This window comes from Aquipseudomonas alcaligenes NBRC 14159, from assembly GCF_000467105.1.
Classification (GTDB): Bacteria; Pseudomonadota; Gammaproteobacteria; order Pseudomonadales; family Pseudomonadaceae; genus Aquipseudomonas; species Aquipseudomonas alcaligenes.
The window spans coordinates 151455-167460 of sequence record NZ_BATI01000009.1 but is presented as its reverse complement, the minus strand read 5'-3'; the positions used below and the strand labels follow the sequence as shown (position 1 = coordinate 167460).

The window sequence follows — 16006 nt, the reverse complement described above, 5'->3', positions numbered from 1 at the left end:
TTACCCGTCGAAACGGGCTTGGCTAATGGAATCACGGTTGCATCGCGGCCGCGGCCGCGACGCCAATGCTTCAGGCCGGGGCGAATTGCGCCGCGGCAGCCGGTGCGCCCGAGCTGGCCACGCCAGCCTCGAACTCCGGACGGAAATACTTGATCGCACTACCCAGCGGTTCGACGGCGCCCGGTGCATGGGCGCAGAAGGTCTTGCCGGGGCCGAGGAAGTTGACCAGGCCGAGTAGGGTATCGATGTCCTGCTGGGTGCCTTGCTTGCGTTCCAGGGCGCGGAGAATCTTCACGCTCCACGGCAGGCCGTCGCGGCACGGGGTGCACCAGCCGCAGGATTCGCGGGCGAAGAACTCTTCCATGTTGCGCAGCAGCGAGACCATGTTGACCGAGTCGTCCACGGCCAGGGCCAGGCCGGTGCCCATACGGGTGCCGACCTTGGCGATACCGCCGGCGAACATCGCCGCATCGAGGTGCTCGGGCAGCAGGAAGCCGGTACCGGCGCCGCCGGGCTGCCAGCATTTCAGCTTGTAGCCGTCACGCATGCCGCCGGCGTAGTCCTCGAACAGCTCGCGGGCCGGGATGCCGAATGGCAGTTCCCACAGGCCGGGGTTCTTCACCTTGCCGGAGAAGCCCATCAGCTTGGTGCCCATGTCTTCGCTGCCCGGGCGGGCCAGAGTCTTGTACCAGTCGACGCCGTTGGCAACGATCGCCGGCACGTTGCACAGGGTCTCGACGTTGTTCACACAGGTCGGCTTGCCCCACACGCCGACGGCGGCGGGGAAGGGCGGCTTGGAGCGCGGGTTGGCGCGACGGCCTTCGAGGGAGTTGATCAGCGCGGTTTCTTCACCGCAGATGTAGCGACCGGCGCCGGTATGCACGAAAAGCTCGAAGTCGAAGCCGCTGCCGAGGATGTTCTTGCCCAGCAGGCCGGCGGCCTTGGCTTCATCGATGGCGCGATTGAGGTTGGCGGCCGCGTCGACGTATTCGCCGCGCAGGAAGATGTAGCCGCGGTAGGCCTTCAGCGCGCGTGCGGAGATCAGCATGCCTTCCACCAGCAGGTGCGGCAGCTGCTCCATGAGCAGGCGGTCCTTCCAGGTGTTCGGCTCCATTTCGTCCGCGTTGCACAGCAGGTAGCGGATGTTCATGGATTCGTCGGCCGGCATCAGGCCCCACTTCACGCCGGTGGGGAAGCCCGCACCGCCGCGGCCCTTGAGGCCGGAGTCCTTGACCGTCTGCACGATGTCGGCCTGAGCCATTTCGCTCAGAGCCTTGCGCGCGGCGGCGTAGCCGTTCTTCGCCTGGTATTCCTCCAGCCATACCGGCTGGGCGTCGTCACGCAGGCGCCAGGTCAGCGGATGGGTCTCTTCGCTGCGGGCGATGCTGTTGATCGGGCCGATGGAGGTAAGAGTCTTCATCATGCGTAGGACTCCAGCAGCTGGGCGATGCCTGCGGCATCGAGGTTGCCGTAGGTGTCGTCGTCGATCATCACCGCCGGGGCCTTGTCGCAGTTACCCAGGCAGCACACCGGCAGCAGGGTGAAGCGACCGTCGGCGGTGGTCTGGCCGGGGGCGATGCCGAGTTTGTCCTTGAGGCTGCCAAGCAGGTTCTCGTGGCCGCCGATGAAGCAGGTCATGCTGTCGCACACACGGATCACGTGGCGGCCGACTGGCACGCGGAAGATCTGGCTGTAGAAGGTAGCCACGCCCTCGACGTCGCTGGCCGGGATGCCGAGGATGTCGGCGATGGCGTAGATGGCGCCGTCCGGCACCCAGCCACGCTGCTTCTGCACGATCTTCAGGGCTTCGATGGACGCCGCGCGCGGGTCCTCGTAGTGGTGCATTTCGTGTTCGATGGCGTCGTACTCGGCCTGGCTGAGTTCGAAGCGGTCGGTTTGGATCAGGTCAGTTTGGCTCATGTGATTAGCGGTCCACGTCGGCCATAACGAAATCGATGCTACCCAGGTAGGCGATCAGGTCCGCGATCATGCTGCCGCGGATCACCGAGGGGATCTGCTGCAGGTGGGCGAAGCTGGGCGTACGGATACGCGTGCGGTAGCTCATGGTGCTGCCGTCGCTGGTCAGGTAGTAGCTGTTGATACCCTTGGTCGCCTCGATCATCTGGAAGCTTTCGTTGGCCGGCATGACCGGGCCCCAGGAAACTTGCAGGAAGTGGGTGATCAGGGTCTCGATGTGCTGCAGGGTGCGCTCTTTCGGCGGCGGCGTGGTCAGCGGGTGGTCCGCCTTGTACGGGCCTTCCGGCATGTTGCGCAGGCACTGGTCGATGATGCGGATGCTCTGGCGCATCTCCTCGACGCGAACCATGCAGCGGTCATAGGCGTCGCCGTTGTGGGCCAGCGGCACTTCGAAGTCGAAGTGCTCGTAGCCGGAGTACGGACGCGCCTTGCGCAGGTCGAAGTCCAGGCCGGTGGAGCGCAGGCCGGCGCCGGTGACGCCCCATTCCAGCGCTTCCTTGGTGTTGTACTGGGCCACGCCCTTGGTACGACCGATGAGGATGCTGTTCTTCAGCGCGGCCTTGGTGTACTCGTCGAGGCGCTTGGGCAGCCAGTCGACGAATTCCTTGACCAGCTTGTCCCAGCCGCGCGGCAGGTCGTGGGCGACGCCGCCGATACGATACCAGGCCGGGTGCAGGCGGAAGCCGGTGATGGCCTCGATCACCTTGTAGGCGCGCTGACGGTCGGTGAAGGTGAAGAACACCGGGGTCATGGCGCCGACGTCCTGGATATAGGTACCCAGGAACAGCAGGTGGCTGGTGATGCGGAAGAACTCGGCGAGCATCACGCGGATGAAGTCGACGCGGTCCGGCACCTTGATCCCGGCCAGCTTCTCGACCGACAGAACGTAGGGCAGGTTGTTCATCACCCCGCCGAGGTAGTCGATACGGTCGGTGTAGGGGATGAAGCTGTGCCAGGACTGGCGCTCGGCCATCTTCTCGGCGCCACGGTGGTGGTAGCCGATGTCCGGGACGCAGTCGATGATCTCCTCACCGTCCAGCTGCAGGATGATGCGGAACGCACCGTGCGCGGACGGGTGGTTCGGGCCGAGGTTGAGGAACATGTAGTCCTCGTGCTCGCCCTGGCGCTTCATGCCCCAGTCTTCCGGCTTGAAGCGCGCAGCTTCTTCTTCCAGCTGCTGCTTGGCCAGGGTCAGGCTGAACGGATCGAATTCGGTGGCGCGCGCCGGGTAGTCCTTGCGCAGCGGGTGACCTTCCCAGGTCGGCGGCATCATGATGCGGGTCAGGTGCGGGTGGCCCTGGAAGGTGATGCCGTACAGGTCCCAGACCTCACGCTCGTACCAGTTGGCGTTGGGCCAGATACCGGTGACGGTGGGGACGTTGAGATCACCTTCCTTGAGGGCGACCTTGATCATGATGTCGCTGTTACGCTCGATCGACATCAGGTGGTAGAACACCGTGAAGTCGGCGCCCGGCAGGCCGCGGCGCTGGGTGCGCAGGCGCTCGTCGACGCCATGCAGGTCGTACAGCATGACGTAGGGGCGCGGCAGGTTGCGCAGGAAGGTCAGCACGTTGATCAGGCGATCACGGGCGACCCACAGCACCGGCATGCCGGTGCGGGTGCTCTGGACGGTGAAGGTCTCGGCACCGAAACGGGAGTTCAGCTCGACGACCACATCCTGGTCATCGGCCTTGTACGGTGGAACGGACAGAATGCTGTCTGCAGTCATGGTCTCGGTCGCTATCGGCGGTGTACGGCGTCAGTGAGCGGGCTCGGGGAGCCGGCTCACACTTCGTCGGGGCTGCGCAGGTTGGTTACAGCGATGCGCTGTTCGCGGCGCTGCTCCTTCTGCGACGGCATGTCGGCACGGTAGATGCCTTGATCGCCGACGACCCAGGACAACGGGCGACGCTCCTGACCGATGGACTCCTGCAGCAGCATCAGGCCTTGCAGGAATGCCTCCGGACGGGGCGGGCAGCCAGGGATGTAGACGTCCACGGGGAGGAACTTGTCGACCCCCTGCACCACAGAGTAGATGTCATACATGCCGCCGGAGTTGGCGCACGAACCCATGGAGATGACCCACTTGGGTTCCAGCATCTGCTCGTACAGGCGCTGAATGACCGGCGCCATCTTGATGAAGCAGGTGCCGGCGATGACCATGAAGTCGGCCTGGCGCGGTGACGCACGAATGACTTCAGCGCCGAAACGCGCGATGTCGTGCGGCGCCGTGAAGGCGGTGGTCATTTCCACGTAGCAGCAGGACAGGCCGAAGTTGTACGGCCACAGGGAGTTCTTGCGACCCCAGTTCACCGCACCGTTGAGCACATCTTCAAGCTTGCCCATGAAGATGTTCTTGTGGACCTCATCCTCAAGCAGTGGATCGGCTACGGTCTCCCGCTGGCCGATCGGATACTGCTCGTTAGGCGCATCCGGATCGATCCGAGTAAGTTTGTATTGCATCGCCAAAGCCTCATTGTTTCAGCTTCGCCTGCCGATTACGACGGCCTTCGGGTGCCCAGTCGAGCGCACCGATACGCCAAAGATAGACAAGACCAGCCAACAGAATTGCTATGAAAACTGTAGCTTCGATCAGGCCGGCCCAGCCGCTTTCGCGTACCGAGACTGCCCAAGCGAAGAGGAAGAGGGCTTCAACGTCGAAGATCACGAACAGCATCGCGACCAGATAGAACTTTGCCGAGAGACGCAGGCGGGCACTGCCAACCGGAAGCATGCCCGATTCGAAGGGATCATTCTTGCTGCGCCCCCAGGCCTTGCTCCCCAGCAGGCTGGACAGGCCGAGCATGAAAGCGATGAGCCCGAAGACTCCGAGCAGGAATACAGCGAAGGCCCAGTTGTGGGACATGGTCGTTACCGCATCAGGCATGCCGGAGCTCCTTGGGTAAAGGGGCGGCTTTTTAATAATGGTAGAGCAACCTCATGGGATTGCCCTGCAAAGTAGTGGCGGCAATTTTATGCCTGCTTGGCGCGCTAAGTAAATTTTTCCGAATAAAAAAATGAACGCTCCAAGGCTGTAGACGGCCGCAATGGGCCGGCTGGTGTGGGCTGCAGGCGTAATTACTGCTTTGGTATTAGTCGTGCATGACGCTTTTCTGCAAGGTTCTGTCGGTAATTGTTTACAGCCCCAGCCTTATTGATGCGTGGGCGGAGCGCAGTGTTTTACCGAGCGTCCTTAATTACGGAGCAAGTTCTATCGATTTCGGGCGAGATAGTGGTGCGCACTGAGTCGCGAGTCGATGACGAAAATCAGTGCGCCGCCGCGCAGAAGCGCTATGGCCTTGTCCCGGTCGGTACCGGCCAGTACCAGGCAACCATGGCTGCGGCCGGCCACGCCGTGGCGGCGGATGAAGTCGTCCTCCATGTAGCTCTTGGCATGCAGCACGATGGCGCGGCGCTCGGCATTGGCATTGCCGGGGCTCAGGCCGATCAGGCGCATGGAAAGGCCGTGTCCCGGCGCGTTGCTTTGGTAGACCTGGTCGGTGCGCAGCGTGCCGAGTGAGCTGGCATGGCTGCCCGGTGCGTCGGAATAGTGGTCGGTAAAACCATCATGGTCGGGGTCCGAGCCCTGGCCGTGGGCAACCCTGTAGCTGGCGAGTAGGCCCAGGCTGTTGCGCTCGAAGAGCATCAGGCGTGGCTGGCTGGAGTGCCGTGCGTAGTCCACCACGGCGAAATGGGCGTGTCGATTACCCTGCAATTGCTGGCGAATATCGGCAGCGGTGTTGGCGGGAAGCACCTGCTGCAGGTCGTTGGCCGTGGCGCTGCAGGCGAGGGCAATGAGCAGGCCGGCTAGCGGCAGTCTGGGCATGGCGGCGATCGTGGTGGCTGGGTGTTGCCCAGTTAAGGCCGGTTGCCTGTCTTCACGCAAGGGGCGGAAATGAAGAAGCCCCGGCATTGCTGCCGGGGCTTCCCCTGATAACACCTGCGGCGAACCGCAGAGCCGGTTCCTATTAGTGGAACTGGTTCATGGTGTTGTCTTTACCGCTGGCCTTCAGAGCAGCTTCGCCAGCGAAGTACTCTTTGTGGTTGTCGCCGATGTCGGAACCAGCCATGTTCTGGTGCTTGACGCAGGCGATACCCTGACGCAGTTCCTGACGCTGAACGCCTTTCACGTAGGCCAGCATGCCCTGGTCGGCGAAGTAGCCTTTGGCCAGGTTGTCGGTCGACAGAGCGGCGGTGTGGTAGGTCGGCAGGGTGATCAGGTGGTGGAAGATGCCGGCGTGAGCCGAACCGTCGCGCTGGAAGGTACGGATCTTCTCATCAGCAACCTGAGCCAGTTCGGTCTCGTCGTACTCGACGCTCATCAGCTTGGCGCGGTCGTAGGCGGAAACGTCTTTGCCTTCGGCAACGAATGCATCGAACACTTGCTGACGGAAGTTCAGGGTCCAGTTGAAGGACGGGCTGTTGTTGTAAACCAGCTTGGCGTTCGGAATGACTTCGCGGATGCGGTCAACCATGCCCTTGATCTGGCCAACGTGCGGCTTCTCGGTTTCGATCCACAGCAGGTCAGCACCGTTCTGCAGCGAGGTGATGCAGTCCAGTACGCAACGGTCTTCGCCGGTGCCAGCACGGAACTGGAACAGGTTGGACGGCAGGCGCTTCGGACGCAGCAGTTTGCCACCGCGGTTGATCACAACGTCACCGTTGCCCAGGTCGGAGGCGGCAACTTCTTCGCAATCCAGGAAGGAGTTGTACAGGTCGCCCAGGTCGCCCGGCTCTTTGGTCACGGCGATCTGCTTGGTCAGGCCGGCACCCAGGGAGTCGGTACGAGCAACGATCACGCCGTTGTCGATGCCCAGTTCCAGGAAGGCGTAACGAACGGCAGCGATCTTGGCCAGGAAGTCAGCGTGCGGAACGGTCACTTTGCCGTCTTGGTGGCCGCACTGCTTCTCGTCGGAAACCTGGTTTTCGATCTGGATGCAGCAAGCGCCTGCTTCGATCATGCGCTTGGCCAGCAGGTAGGTGGCTTCCGGGTTACCGAAACCAGCGTCGATGTCGGCGATGATCGGGACGATGTGGGTTTCGTAGTTGTCGATCTGCTTCTGGATCTCGGCAGCCTTGGCGCTGTCGCCAGCTTCGCGAGCGGCGTCCAGGGCGGTGAACAGCAGGTCCAGTTCGCGGCTGTCAGCCTGGCGCAGGAAGGTGTACAGCTCTTCGATCAGGTCGGAGACGGCAGTCTTCTCGTGCATCGACTGGTCCGGCAGCGGGCCGAAGTCGGAACGCAGAGCAGCAACCATCCAGCCGGACAGGTACAGGTAGCGCTTGTTGGTGGTGCCCAGGTGCTTCTTGATGGCGATCAGCTTCTGCTGACCGATGAAGCCGTGCCAGCAACCCAGGGACTGGGTGTACTTGGACGAGTCGGCGTCGTACTCGGCCATGTCTTTGCGCATGATGTCAGCGGTGTACTGGGCGATTTCCAGACCGGTCTTGAAGCGGTTCTGAGCGCGCATGCGAGCGACGGACTCAGGGTTGATCGCGCTCCAGCTGCTGCCTGCGGCTTCTTTCAGAGCGGCAACGGCTTTGATGTCGTTTTGATAAGCTGACATGGTCAATCCTTCAAAGTATGAGTTTGGTTGAGCACCGACTTCCCACCCAAAACCAACGTGCAAAAAAGCTTGCAGTGTTGCGGGCGACACAGGGCAGACTTCGAGATTTTGACGGAGACGAGAGCGCGGCAGAGGCGGGGGAGGACGAAACAAGACAGCCCGGTGAGACAGTTGCTGCGGCTGCGCGGCTCGTGGATGCCACTAGGCGATGCAGGTTCTGCTCGAATGGTCTGGCTGATAACGCTTAGGCTTCCCCGTCCCTCAGGACAACTTTCGTTCCAGTCGCAACCTCGTTAAAACGCCTTGTGGGCTGTTAAAACACGGACCGCCCCGAATGGTGGTACGGGATCGATCTGGAGGCTCTGCGAAGAGCCCCTGGCTAGCGGGAGCGGCGCCATCATGCGCTTTCAAACGGGCGTTCGTCAATCGTTTTGTAGTGCTTTTTTTGTGCAACTACATGGATGAGGGTTAGACCTTAGTCGAGCGCCTCGACGCGGATGCGCAGGCTCATGTCGTTGGCGCCGCGGGTGGAATGCTGGCGCAGAAAGGCCGAGTCCTGGCTGCGGTTCTCGCCGCTGATGCCGCCCAGGGGAATCCACTCGCCGAGCCGACCGCTGACCCGCGTATCGGTGCTCTGGGTGTCGATCACGCCGGGCTGGTACTGGTTCACGCGGTCGTTGTTGCTGCTGATGCTGACGTGAACCCTATCCCCGGTGACGTTAGCGGTGACGTAGAAGCCCTGGTTGACGTTGCGGTACTCGGTGTTCTGATAGACCTGGCCATAGGGGCCGACACTGGTGGTAGTGAGCGGCACGCTCTGGCCGACCTGGATCAGTGCCGGGTAGCCCTCGGTGGCCTGCACCTGCTGGGTGCCGCCGCTGTTGCTGCTGGTGGAGCGGCGGATGATGCGCACCTGGTCGCGCCCCTGTACTTCGCCGCGCCCGGCGATCACCTCGACGTCGCCGGCACTGGCGCTGCCGTCGACGCGGTAGCCGTCGCGGTCCTGGAAGCTGGTCTCGCTGGTGTCGACGCTGATCAGCAGGCGGCGCGGTGCGGTATCCAGCTGGTGCAGGAGGTCGCGCACCTCCTGGATTTTCTCCGGTGTGGCATTGATGACCAGCTGGTTGCCATAGGGGCTGGCCTTGCCCTGGCCATCCAGTGCCGCCTGCACCACCGGCAGCACGTCCTCGGCGGTGCGATAGTTGAGCTGGATCAGCTCGGTGGCAGCCTGCAGCGGCAGGCTCAGGCCGAGCGTCAGAGCGAGGAAGCAGGCGCGCAGGGTCATAGCAGGAAGCTCCGCAGGTCGGGGTCGGAAAGGCTGATGTCCCAGGCCTGGTCAAATTGCGCCTGGCGCTGGCGGACGCGGCCGGGGTCGTTGTAGAGGGCGTAGCCGGCGTATTGCTCGGGCTGCTCGCGCAGCAGCAGGCCGCGATCATCGGCCAACAGGTAGGCGCTCTCGTCGCAGGGCTGGTCGGGATTGACCCGGCGAATGTGCAGGTTGCTGGTGATGCGCTTGGCCAGGTTGAGCAGGCGATGCCCCTGCCTGACCGGCCGGCCGACATCGCGCACGAGAATGCGCAGGCGGTTCTTCGGGCTGGCCAGGAGAAACTGGGTGCAGGCGTCCTGCACGCTGCTGTGGCTGTAGAGCCAGGCTTCCAGGTCGGGGCTGTAGAGGCTTAGGTTGAAACGTGCCTGTTGCAGCAGGGCCAGAGCATGCGCCTGGGCCTGCTCCGGGCGGTTGAAACGTTGCAGCTCGACGTGGCTGCCGAGCAAGAAGGGCGCCGGTTCACGCGGCTCGGTAGAGAGGCTGGGCGGGTTCGGCGGATTGTGCACGGCAAAACGCCCCGGCGACTGGAAATCGATGGCCGGCAGATCCGGTTCGTTCGTGTCGTTCGGGGCGTTTTCTTCGCTCATTGCTGCTGTCCTAGTCCCTATGGCGCACCATCATGACGTGGGGAATGCCAGCCTCGAGGTACTCGTCGCCTTCGATGTGAAAGCCGAGGCGCTCGTAGAAGGCCGCAGCATGGACCTGGGCGCTGAGCTTCTGCTCGCGCTGGCCACGCTGTTCGGCGGCTTCGATGGCGGCGCGCATCAGCGCTTCGCCGACCTTCAGGCCGCGCCAGTCCCTGAGCACCGAGACCCGGCCGATCTGCCCGTCGGCCAGCAGGCGCGCGGTGCCGATCGGGTAGTCGCCCTCGCAGGCGAGAAAATGCACGGCCTCGATGTCCTCATCGTCCCATTCGAGCTCTGCGGGCACGGCCTGCTCGGCGATAAAGACCGCTTCGCGGATGCGCCGCAGATCGGCATTGTCCTTTTGCCAGTGGGCGAGGCGGACGTGGATCTCACTCATCAGCAAACTCCAAACTTCCTTGCTGGACCAGTTCACGCACCAGTGTACGCCCGTCCTCGTCCGCCAACCAAGGCGCCAGGTTGTCGGTGTGCAGGGCATCGGCGGCGCAGATCAGGCGCAGCAGTTCCTTGAGATGGGCCGGCAGCAGACGGCTCTGGCCGCTGGCGAACAGCACCAGGCCGACGTCCACTTCGCTCCAGGCCAGGCGTGCGCTGGGGTTGCGTACCAGCACGGCGCCGTCTTCGAGGGCGGCGAGGAAATCCGCTTCCTCAATCTCCGGGCCGCTGACCAGTTCCGGGTAGCGCGGCTCGGTCATGAACTGACCGAACCAGGTCAGCAGCAGGCGCTCGTCGCTCATGTGCTCGGTCAGCAGGGCCTTGAGGCGGTCGAGGGCCTCTTGCTGGATCTGGTGCGGATCGCTGATCGGTGCCATGCCGGCGTCGCTGTAGCGCTCCTCGTCGGGCAGGAACTGGGCGAGGAAGTCGGTAAAGTGGGTCAGTACTTCGGCGGCGCTGGGGGCGCGGAAGCCGACCGAGTAGGTCATGCAGTCGTCTTCGGCGATGCCGTAGTGGGCCAGGCGCGGCGGCAGGTAGAGCATGTCGCCCGGCTCCAGTACCCACTCGTCGGTCTGCTCGAATTCGGCGAGGATGCGCAGGTCGGCGTGCGCCAGCAGTTTGCTGTCGGCCTCGCACATCTGGCCGATCTTCCAGCGGCGCTGGCCTTCGGCCTGCAGCAGGAACACGTCGTAGTTGTCGAAATGCGGGCCGACGCTGCCGCCCGGAGCGGCGAAGCTGATCATCAGATCGTCGATACGCCAGCTGGGCAGGAAGCCGAAGTCCTTCAGTACCTCGGCCACCTCCGGCACGAACTGGTCGACGGCCTGCACCAGCAGCGTCCAGTCGCGCTCCGGCAGCTGGCTGAAGGTGTCCTCGGCGAACGGGCCGCGGCGCAGTTCCCAGGGGTGGGCGCCGTGCTCCAGCACCAGGCGCGACTCGACTTCCTCTTCCAGGGCCAGGCCGGCCAGCTCGTCGGCGCTGATCGGGCTCTCGAAGCCGGGGATGGCCTGGCGCACCAGCAGGGGCTTCTGCTGCCAGTAGTCACGCAGGAACTCGCGAGGAGTAAGGCCGCCCAGCAGCTGCAGAGGAGTATCAGGATTCATGGCTAAGCCCTTGAAAGAGATGAAATGGCTAAAACAAAAACGCCCGGCTCAGCCGGGCGTTGAGGAGGCTGGTGGCGCTCAGACGCGCTGGGCCTGGGCGACGGCGTTGCCGATGTAGCGCGCCGGGGTGAGCTCTTTGAGCTCCTCCTTGGCGGCAGCCGGCATGTCGAGGCCATCGATGAAGGCGAGCAGCGCCTCGGGGCTGATGCCCTTGCCGCGGGTCAGCTCCTTGAGCTTCTCGTAGGGATTCTCGATGGCGTAGCGGCGCATCACGGTCTGGATCGGCTCGGCCAGGACTTCCCAGCAGGCGTCCAGGTCGGCGGCGATGCGTTGTTCGTTCAGCTCCAGCTTGCCGATGCCCTTGAGGCTGGCTTCGTAGGCGATGACGCTGTGCGCGAAGCCGACACCGAGGTTGCGCAGCACGGTGGAGTCGGTCAGGTCGCGCTGCCAGCGCGAGATCGGCAGCTTGCTGGCCAGGTGCTGGAAGATCGCGTTGGCGATGCCGAGGTTGCCTTCGGAGTTCTCGAAGTCGATCGGGTTGACCTTGTGCGGCATGGTCGAGGAGCCGATTTCACCAGCCACGGTCTTCTGCTTGAAGTAGCCGAGGGAGATGTAGCCCCAGACGTCGCGGTCGAAGTCGATCAGGATGGTGTTGAAGCGGGCGATGGCGTCGAACAGTTCGGCGATGTAGTCGTGCGGCTCGATCTGCGTGGTGTAGGGGTTCCACTGCAGGCCCAGGTCGCCTTCGATGAACTGCTGGGCGTTGGCTTCCCAGTCGATCTGCGGGTAGGCGGACAGGTGGGCGTTGTAGTTGCCCACGGCGCCGTTGATCTTGCCCAGCAGCGGCACGGCGGCCACCTGGGCGATCTGCCGCTCCAGGCGGTAGACGACGTTGGCCAGCTCCTTGCCGAGGGTGGTCGGCGAGGCCGGTTGGCCGTGGGTGCGCGACAGCATCGGCACGCCAGCGAATTTTACGGCCAGCTCGCGGATGGCGCCGGCGATCTGCTTCATCAGCGGCAGCAGCACGGTGTCGCGGCCTTCGCGCAGCATCAGGGCGTGGGACAGGTTGTTGATGTCCTCGCTGGTGCAGGTGAAGTGGATGAATTCGCTGACCGCGGCCAGTTCCGGCAGCTTGGCGGCCTGCTCCTTGAGCAGGTATTCCACGGCTTTCACGTCGTGGTTGGTGGTGCGCTCGATCTCTTTCACGCGCTCGGCGTGCTCGACGGCGAAGTTCTCCGCCAGCTCGTTGAGCAGGGCGTTGGCTTCGGCGGAGAAGGGCGCGACTTCGGCGACGCCTTCATGGGCGGCCAGGCGCTGCAGCCAGCGGACTTCGACCATCACGCGGAAACGGATCAGGCCGTATTCGCTGAAGATCGGGCGCAGGGCGCTGGTTTTGCCGGCGTAGCGGCCATCGACGGGGGAAACCGCGGTGAGCGAGGAGAGCTGCATGAGGGGCGTTCTCGGACAGGTCGGTCAACGAAAAGGGCGCACATCATACATGAAGTCGCCGCTGCAGGCCCGTCCGATTAGCGGGCGGTCGGGCGCCGGGCGATGGACAGCAGGCTGGAAGCGAAGATCAGCGCGGCACCGAGGAGCGAGCTGAGGTCCGGCGTCTCGCCCCAGCGCAGCCAGGCGATAACGCCGGCGAAGACGATGGCGAGGTAGGCGAAGGGGCCGATCAGTCCGGGTGGGGCCAGGCCGTAAGCCTTGGACATGACGATCTGGCTCACCGTGGCGAGCAGGCCGATCACCAGCAGCAGGCCGAGTTGGTGCGAATCCAGCGGCTGCCAGGCCCAGGTCAGCGGCACGGCGGAGATCAGCGCGCTGAACAGCGAGAAGTAGAAGACGATGCGAAAGGCCGGTTCGCTGTCGCTCATCTCGCGGATGGAGACGAAGGCGAAGGCGGCCAGGATGCTCGCGGCCAGGCCAACCAGCGCCTGGCTGTCGAGCAGTGCCTGGCTGGGCTTGGCCACCAGCAGCACGCCGACCAGGCCGATGGCGGTGGTGACCAGCATGCGCTTGGTCAGCGGTTCCTTGAGTAGCCACCAGGCCAGCACGGGGGTGAACACCGGCGCCGAGTAGGTGAACAGCATGGCGTCGGCCAGCGGCAGGTGCGCTATCGCATAGAAGAAGCAGTACATCGCCGCCAGGCCGTAGCCGGTGCGCCACAGATGCGATTTGATACGGCCGGTCTTCAGCGGCGCGGCGCCCTTGAACAGCAGCAGCGGCAGGAAGAACAGCACGCCGACCAGGTTGCGGAAGAACACCACCGACTCGTTGTTGACCCCACTTGAGATCTCGCGGATGCCCACGCCCATCAGCGAGAACAGCAGGGCGGAGAGTGCCAGCAGCAGGGCGCCCTGTACCGGTTTGACGCTGCGGCTGGGCGGGCTCACCTCAGCCCCGCAGCAGCGGATAGAGTTCCTTGAGCAGCTTGCCGCGGCTGAACACCAGCTGCCAGCGGTGCCCGCCGAGCTGGCGCCACAGGCGCGCGGAGCGGATGCCGGTGAGCAGCAGGGCGCGAACCTTGGCCGCGACCGCCGGCTGCTGCAGGAAGCGCATGTCACCATGCACCTGGATACGCTGGCGGAAGGTGCTGAGCGTGTCCTGATACAGCGCACCGCAGGCGGCCACCACGTTGTCGTGGGTCAGGCCGAAGTGCTCGACCTGGTTCTGGATCTGGTCCAGGCGATTGCCGATCACTTGCAGCATGTCGTCGCGCTTGGCCAGCTGGCGCTCCAGGCCGAGCAGGGCAAGGGCGTAGCGCAGCGGTTCGCGCTGCAGGCTGGCGGGGTTGCGCTCCAGGGCGCCGACCAGCGCCTTGTAGCCTTCGCGCAGGTTGAGGTCGTCGCCGCCGTAGACCTCCAGGGTGTTCTTCGGGTCGCGCACCAGCAGGCTGCCAAGCAGGCAGCCGAGCTGGGCGTCGCTGATCTGGCCGGTGCGGGCCAGCTTGTCCACCAGGCTGGCGGCCTGGAATACGGCGGAGAGGGCCAGCAGTTGCTCCTGAGTCGGGGTCATGCGCGTGGCGCTCCTTCGGCACAGGGCTCGGCGACTTCGATCACGCCGCCGCCGAGGCAGACTTCACCGTCGTAGAACACCACGGACTGGCCCGGGGTGACGGCGCGTTGCGGCTCGTCGAACAGTGCGCGGTAGCCGTGCTCGGTCTTTTCCAGGGTGCAGGCCTGATCGGCCTGGCGGTAGCGCACCTTGGCAGTCAGGCGGCGCGGGCTGGACAGGTCGACGGGGTTGACCCAGTAGATGTCCGAAGCGAGCAGGGCGCGGGAAAACAGCCAGGGGTGATCGTTGCCCTGGCCGACGATCAGCACGTTGCGCGCAAGGTCCTTGTGCAGCACATACCAGGGCTCGTCACCGGCGTTCTTCATGCCGCCGATGCCCAGGCCCTGGCGCTGGCCGATGGTGTGGTACATCAGGCCGACATGGCGGCCGATCACCTGGCCCTCGGTGGTCTCGATATCGCCCGGCTGCGCCGGCAGGTACTGCTTGAGGAAGTCGCTGAAGCGACGTTCGCCGATAAAGCAGATGCCGGTCGAGTCCTTCTTCTTGGCGGTGGCCAGGTCGTACTTCTCGGCGATGGCGCGCACCTGCGGTTTCTCCAGTTCGCCGACCGGGAACAGGGTGCGGCCGATCTGCTCGCCGCCGACGGCGTGCAGGAAGTAGCTCTGGTCCTTGTTCGGGTCCAGGCCCTTGAGCAGTTCGCTACGGCCGTCGACATCGCGGCGGCGCACGTAGTGGCCGGTGGCGATCAGGTCAGCGCCGAGGCTCAGGGCGTAGTCGAGGAAGGCTTTGAACTTGATCTCGCGGTTGCACAGGATGTCCGGGTTCGGCGTGCGTCCGGCCTTGTATTCGGCGAGGAAGTGTTCGAACACGTTGTCCCAGTATTCCGCTGCGAAATTGGCGGTGTGCAGCTTGATGCCGATGCGGTCGCACACGGCCTGAGCGTCCGCCAGGTCGGTCATGGCGGTGCAGTATTCGGTGCCGTCATCCTCTTCCCAGTTCTTCATGAACAGGCCTTCGACCTGGTAGCCCTGTTCGAGCAGGAGGAGGGCGGAGACGGAGGAGTCGACGCCGCCGGACATGCCGACGATCACTCGGGTATTGGCTGGTTCGCGCATGGGAGTTCGAAGAGGGCTGACTGCAGAAAGGCGGCAATTCTATCAGGAGCGCGCGGCGCGCGGCGAATCAGGCCGGGCCGCGATCGGCCGGATCACGGATCAGGCTCAGGGCGTGGCGTTCGCCGGCCAGATAGTCGTCGATGCAGCGCAGCACCAGCTCGCTGCGCCAGCGTTCGGGCTGGGCCGCCAGCTCTTCGCGAGTCAGCCAGCGCGGGCCGATGATGCCTTCGTCCAGTGGCGAATCCGGCAGGTGGCGCAAAGGCTTGGCGGCGAAGCACACGCGCTGGTAGGTCACGCCATTGCTGGGGGCGGTGTACAGATAGATACCGGTGACGGCGGTCAGCTCAACTTCCCAGCCGGTTTCCTCTAGCGTCTCGCGCAGGGCCGCGGCGATGAGACTTTCGTCGGCTTCCAGATGGCCGGCAGGCTGGTTTAATACCGCCTGCCCGCCGGCTAGCTCCTCGACCAGAAGGAAGCGGCCCTGGTCCTCGACCACGGTGGCGACGGTGACGTGTGGGGTGAAACGCATTGCAATGAACCTCCGCGAGTCTGCGGCAACTATTGGCCGAGGCTTGGATCGAAGCAATCTGGAGCCAAGCTGCTAGGATTGAAATCGCCCCAAGAGGGCTTTTTGTAGCGCCGATGTAGTTTGACTACATGTTTGGCGCAAAACCAGTATTCAAGCAGTCTAGGCTGTCGCTGGGCTGTCAGTAAATGGCGAAAAGTGCGTGACTTTCTGTAGAAAAACTACAAGAATGCAGCACCTTTCCGAGACCCAGAAGTATCGTCCGCCGCATTACCCGTGCGGTGGATTGTCAGACCA

At 64.0% G+C, this 16006-nt stretch carries 16 protein-coding genes; all 16 read right to left on the bottom strand.

Annotated elements, in window-relative coordinates; translation table 11 throughout:
• Positions 1 to 70: 70 nt before the first annotated feature.
• Positions 71 to 1420 (bottom strand): NADH-quinone oxidoreductase subunit NuoF, encoded by a 1350-nt coding sequence (nuoF, locus tag PA6_RS07310; RefSeq protein WP_043216429.1) that lies wholly within the window; start codon positions 1418 to 1420, stop codon positions 71 to 73.
• Positions 1420 to 1920: an NADH-quinone oxidoreductase subunit NuoE gene (gene nuoE / locus PA6_RS07305; protein WP_021700257.1), complete on the bottom strand. Its 501-nt coding sequence runs from the start codon at positions 1918 to 1920 to the stop codon at positions 1420 to 1422. Before nuoE ends, nuoF begins: the two co-directional genes overlap by 1 nt.
• A gap of 4 nt (positions 1921 to 1924) precedes the next feature.
• Positions 1925 to 3706 carry an NADH-quinone oxidoreductase subunit C/D gene (gene nuoC / locus PA6_RS07300; protein ID WP_021700256.1) on the bottom strand — a complete coding sequence of 594 codons (1782 nt, stop codon included), beginning with the start codon at positions 3704 to 3706 and terminating at the stop codon, positions 1925 to 1927.
• 56 nt (positions 3707 to 3762) lie between these two features.
• Entirely contained in the window at positions 3763 to 4440 is a 678-nt protein-coding gene (locus tag PA6_RS07295; RefSeq protein ID WP_021700255.1) for a NuoB/complex I 20 kDa subunit family protein, read from the bottom strand.
• 10 nt (positions 4441 to 4450) lie between these two features.
• Positions 4451 to 4864, bottom strand: coding sequence for an NADH-quinone oxidoreductase subunit A (locus tag PA6_RS07290; RefSeq protein WP_021700254.1), 414 nt, complete (start codon positions 4862 to 4864; stop codon positions 4451 to 4453).
• 324 nt (positions 4865 to 5188) lie between these two features.
• Positions 5189 to 5803 (bottom strand): murein L,D-transpeptidase catalytic domain-containing protein, encoded by a 615-nt coding sequence (locus tag PA6_RS07285; protein WP_021700253.1) that lies wholly within the window; start codon positions 5801 to 5803, stop codon positions 5189 to 5191.
• Positions 5804 to 5945: 142 nt separating this feature from the next.
• Positions 5946 to 7541, bottom strand: coding sequence for an isocitrate lyase (locus tag PA6_RS07280; protein WP_021700252.1), 1596 nt, complete (start codon positions 7539 to 7541; stop codon positions 5946 to 5948).
• 475 nt (positions 7542 to 8016) lie between these two features.
• Entirely contained in the window at positions 8017 to 8826 is an 810-nt protein-coding gene (locus PA6_RS07275) for a secretin N-terminal domain-containing protein (protein WP_021700251.1), read from the bottom strand.
• Complete coding sequence (locus PA6_RS07270; protein WP_021700250.1) at positions 8823 to 9455, bottom strand: DUF7931 domain-containing protein; 633 nt, start codon at positions 9453 to 9455, stop codon at positions 8823 to 8825. The genes PA6_RS07275 and PA6_RS07270 overlap by 4 nt, the downstream gene beginning before the upstream one ends.
• Positions 9456 to 9465: 10 nt before the next feature.
• Positions 9466 to 9891, bottom strand: coding sequence for a GNAT family N-acetyltransferase (locus PA6_RS07265; RefSeq protein ID WP_021700249.1), 426 nt, complete (start codon positions 9889 to 9891; stop codon positions 9466 to 9468).
• Positions 9884 to 11050: a ribosomal protein uL16 3-hydroxylase gene (locus PA6_RS07260; protein WP_021700248.1), complete on the bottom strand. Its 1167-nt coding sequence runs from the start codon at positions 11048 to 11050 to the stop codon at positions 9884 to 9886. Before PA6_RS07260 ends, PA6_RS07265 begins: the two co-directional genes overlap by 8 nt.
• Positions 11051 to 11128: 78 nt before the next feature.
• On the bottom strand, positions 11129 to 12499 hold the full coding sequence (purB, locus tag PA6_RS07255; protein WP_021700247.1) for an adenylosuccinate lyase: 1371 nt from the start codon (positions 12497 to 12499) through the stop codon (positions 11129 to 11131).
• Between the two features lie 77 nt (positions 12500 to 12576).
• Positions 12577 to 13446 carry a DMT family transporter gene (locus PA6_RS07250; protein ID WP_021700246.1) on the bottom strand — a complete coding sequence of 290 codons (870 nt, stop codon included), beginning with the start codon at positions 13444 to 13446 and terminating at the stop codon, positions 12577 to 12579.
• Between the two features lies 1 nt (position 13447).
• Positions 13448 to 14068 carry a high frequency lysogenization protein HflD gene (hflD, locus tag PA6_RS07245; RefSeq protein ID WP_021700245.1) on the bottom strand — a complete coding sequence of 207 codons (621 nt, stop codon included), beginning with the start codon at positions 14066 to 14068 and terminating at the stop codon, positions 13448 to 13450.
• Positions 14065 to 15183 (bottom strand): tRNA 2-thiouridine(34) synthase MnmA, encoded by a 1119-nt coding sequence (gene mnmA / locus PA6_RS07240; RefSeq protein ID WP_021700244.1) that lies wholly within the window; start codon positions 15181 to 15183, stop codon positions 14065 to 14067. Before mnmA ends, hflD begins: the two co-directional genes overlap by 4 nt.
• A gap of 67 nt (positions 15184 to 15250) precedes the next feature.
• Entirely contained in the window at positions 15251 to 15712 is a 462-nt protein-coding gene (locus tag PA6_RS07235) for an NUDIX hydrolase (protein ID WP_021700243.1), read from the bottom strand.
• Positions 15713 to 16006: the final 294 nt, after the last annotated feature.

Coding starts and splice junctions, on each gene's coding strand:
- PA6_RS07275 (WP_021700251.1), bottom strand. CDS start 8,826: ATGACCCTGCGCGCCTGCTTCCTCGCTCTGACGCTCGGCCTGAGCCTG.
- hflD (WP_021700245.1), bottom strand. CDS start 14,068: ATGACCCCGACTCAGGAGCAACTGCTGGCCCTCTCCGCCGTATTCCAG.
- PA6_RS07265 (WP_021700249.1), bottom strand. CDS start 9,891: ATGAGTGAGATCCACGTCCGCCTCGCCCACTGGCAAAAGGACAATGCC.
- PA6_RS07280 (WP_021700252.1), bottom strand. CDS start 7,541: ATGTCAGCTTATCAAAACGACATCAAAGCCGTTGCCGCTCTGAAAGAA.
- nuoC (WP_021700256.1), bottom strand. CDS start 3,706: ATGACTGCAGACAGCATTCTGTCCGTTCCACCGTACAAGGCCGATGAC.
- PA6_RS07295 (WP_021700255.1), bottom strand. CDS start 4,440: ATGCAATACAAACTTACTCGGATCGATCCGGATGCGCCTAACGAGCAG.
- PA6_RS07235 (WP_021700243.1), bottom strand. CDS start 15,712: ATGCGTTTCACCCCACACGTCACCGTCGCCACCGTGGTCGAGGACCAG.
- mnmA (WP_021700244.1), bottom strand. CDS start 15,183: ATGCGCGAACCAGCCAATACCCGAGTGATCGTCGGCATGTCCGGCGGC.
- PA6_RS07270 (WP_021700250.1), bottom strand. CDS start 9,455: ATGAGCGAAGAAAACGCCCCGAACGACACGAACGAACCGGATCTGCCG.
- PA6_RS07285 (WP_021700253.1), bottom strand. CDS start 5,803: ATGCCCAGACTGCCGCTAGCCGGCCTGCTCATTGCCCTCGCCTGCAGC.
- PA6_RS07290 (WP_021700254.1), bottom strand. CDS start 4,864: ATGCCTGATGCGGTAACGACCATGTCCCACAACTGGGCCTTCGCTGTA.
- PA6_RS07260 (WP_021700248.1), bottom strand. CDS start 11,050: ATGAATCCTGATACTCCTCTGCAGCTGCTGGGCGGCCTTACTCCTCGC.
- purB (WP_021700247.1), bottom strand. CDS start 12,499: ATGCAGCTCTCCTCGCTCACCGCGGTTTCCCCCGTCGATGGCCGCTAC.
- nuoE (WP_021700257.1), bottom strand. CDS start 1,920: ATGAGCCAAACTGACCTGATCCAAACCGACCGCTTCGAACTCAGCCAG.
- nuoF (WP_043216429.1), bottom strand. CDS start 1,420: ATGAAGACTCTTACCTCCATCGGCCCGATCAACAGCATCGCCCGCAGC.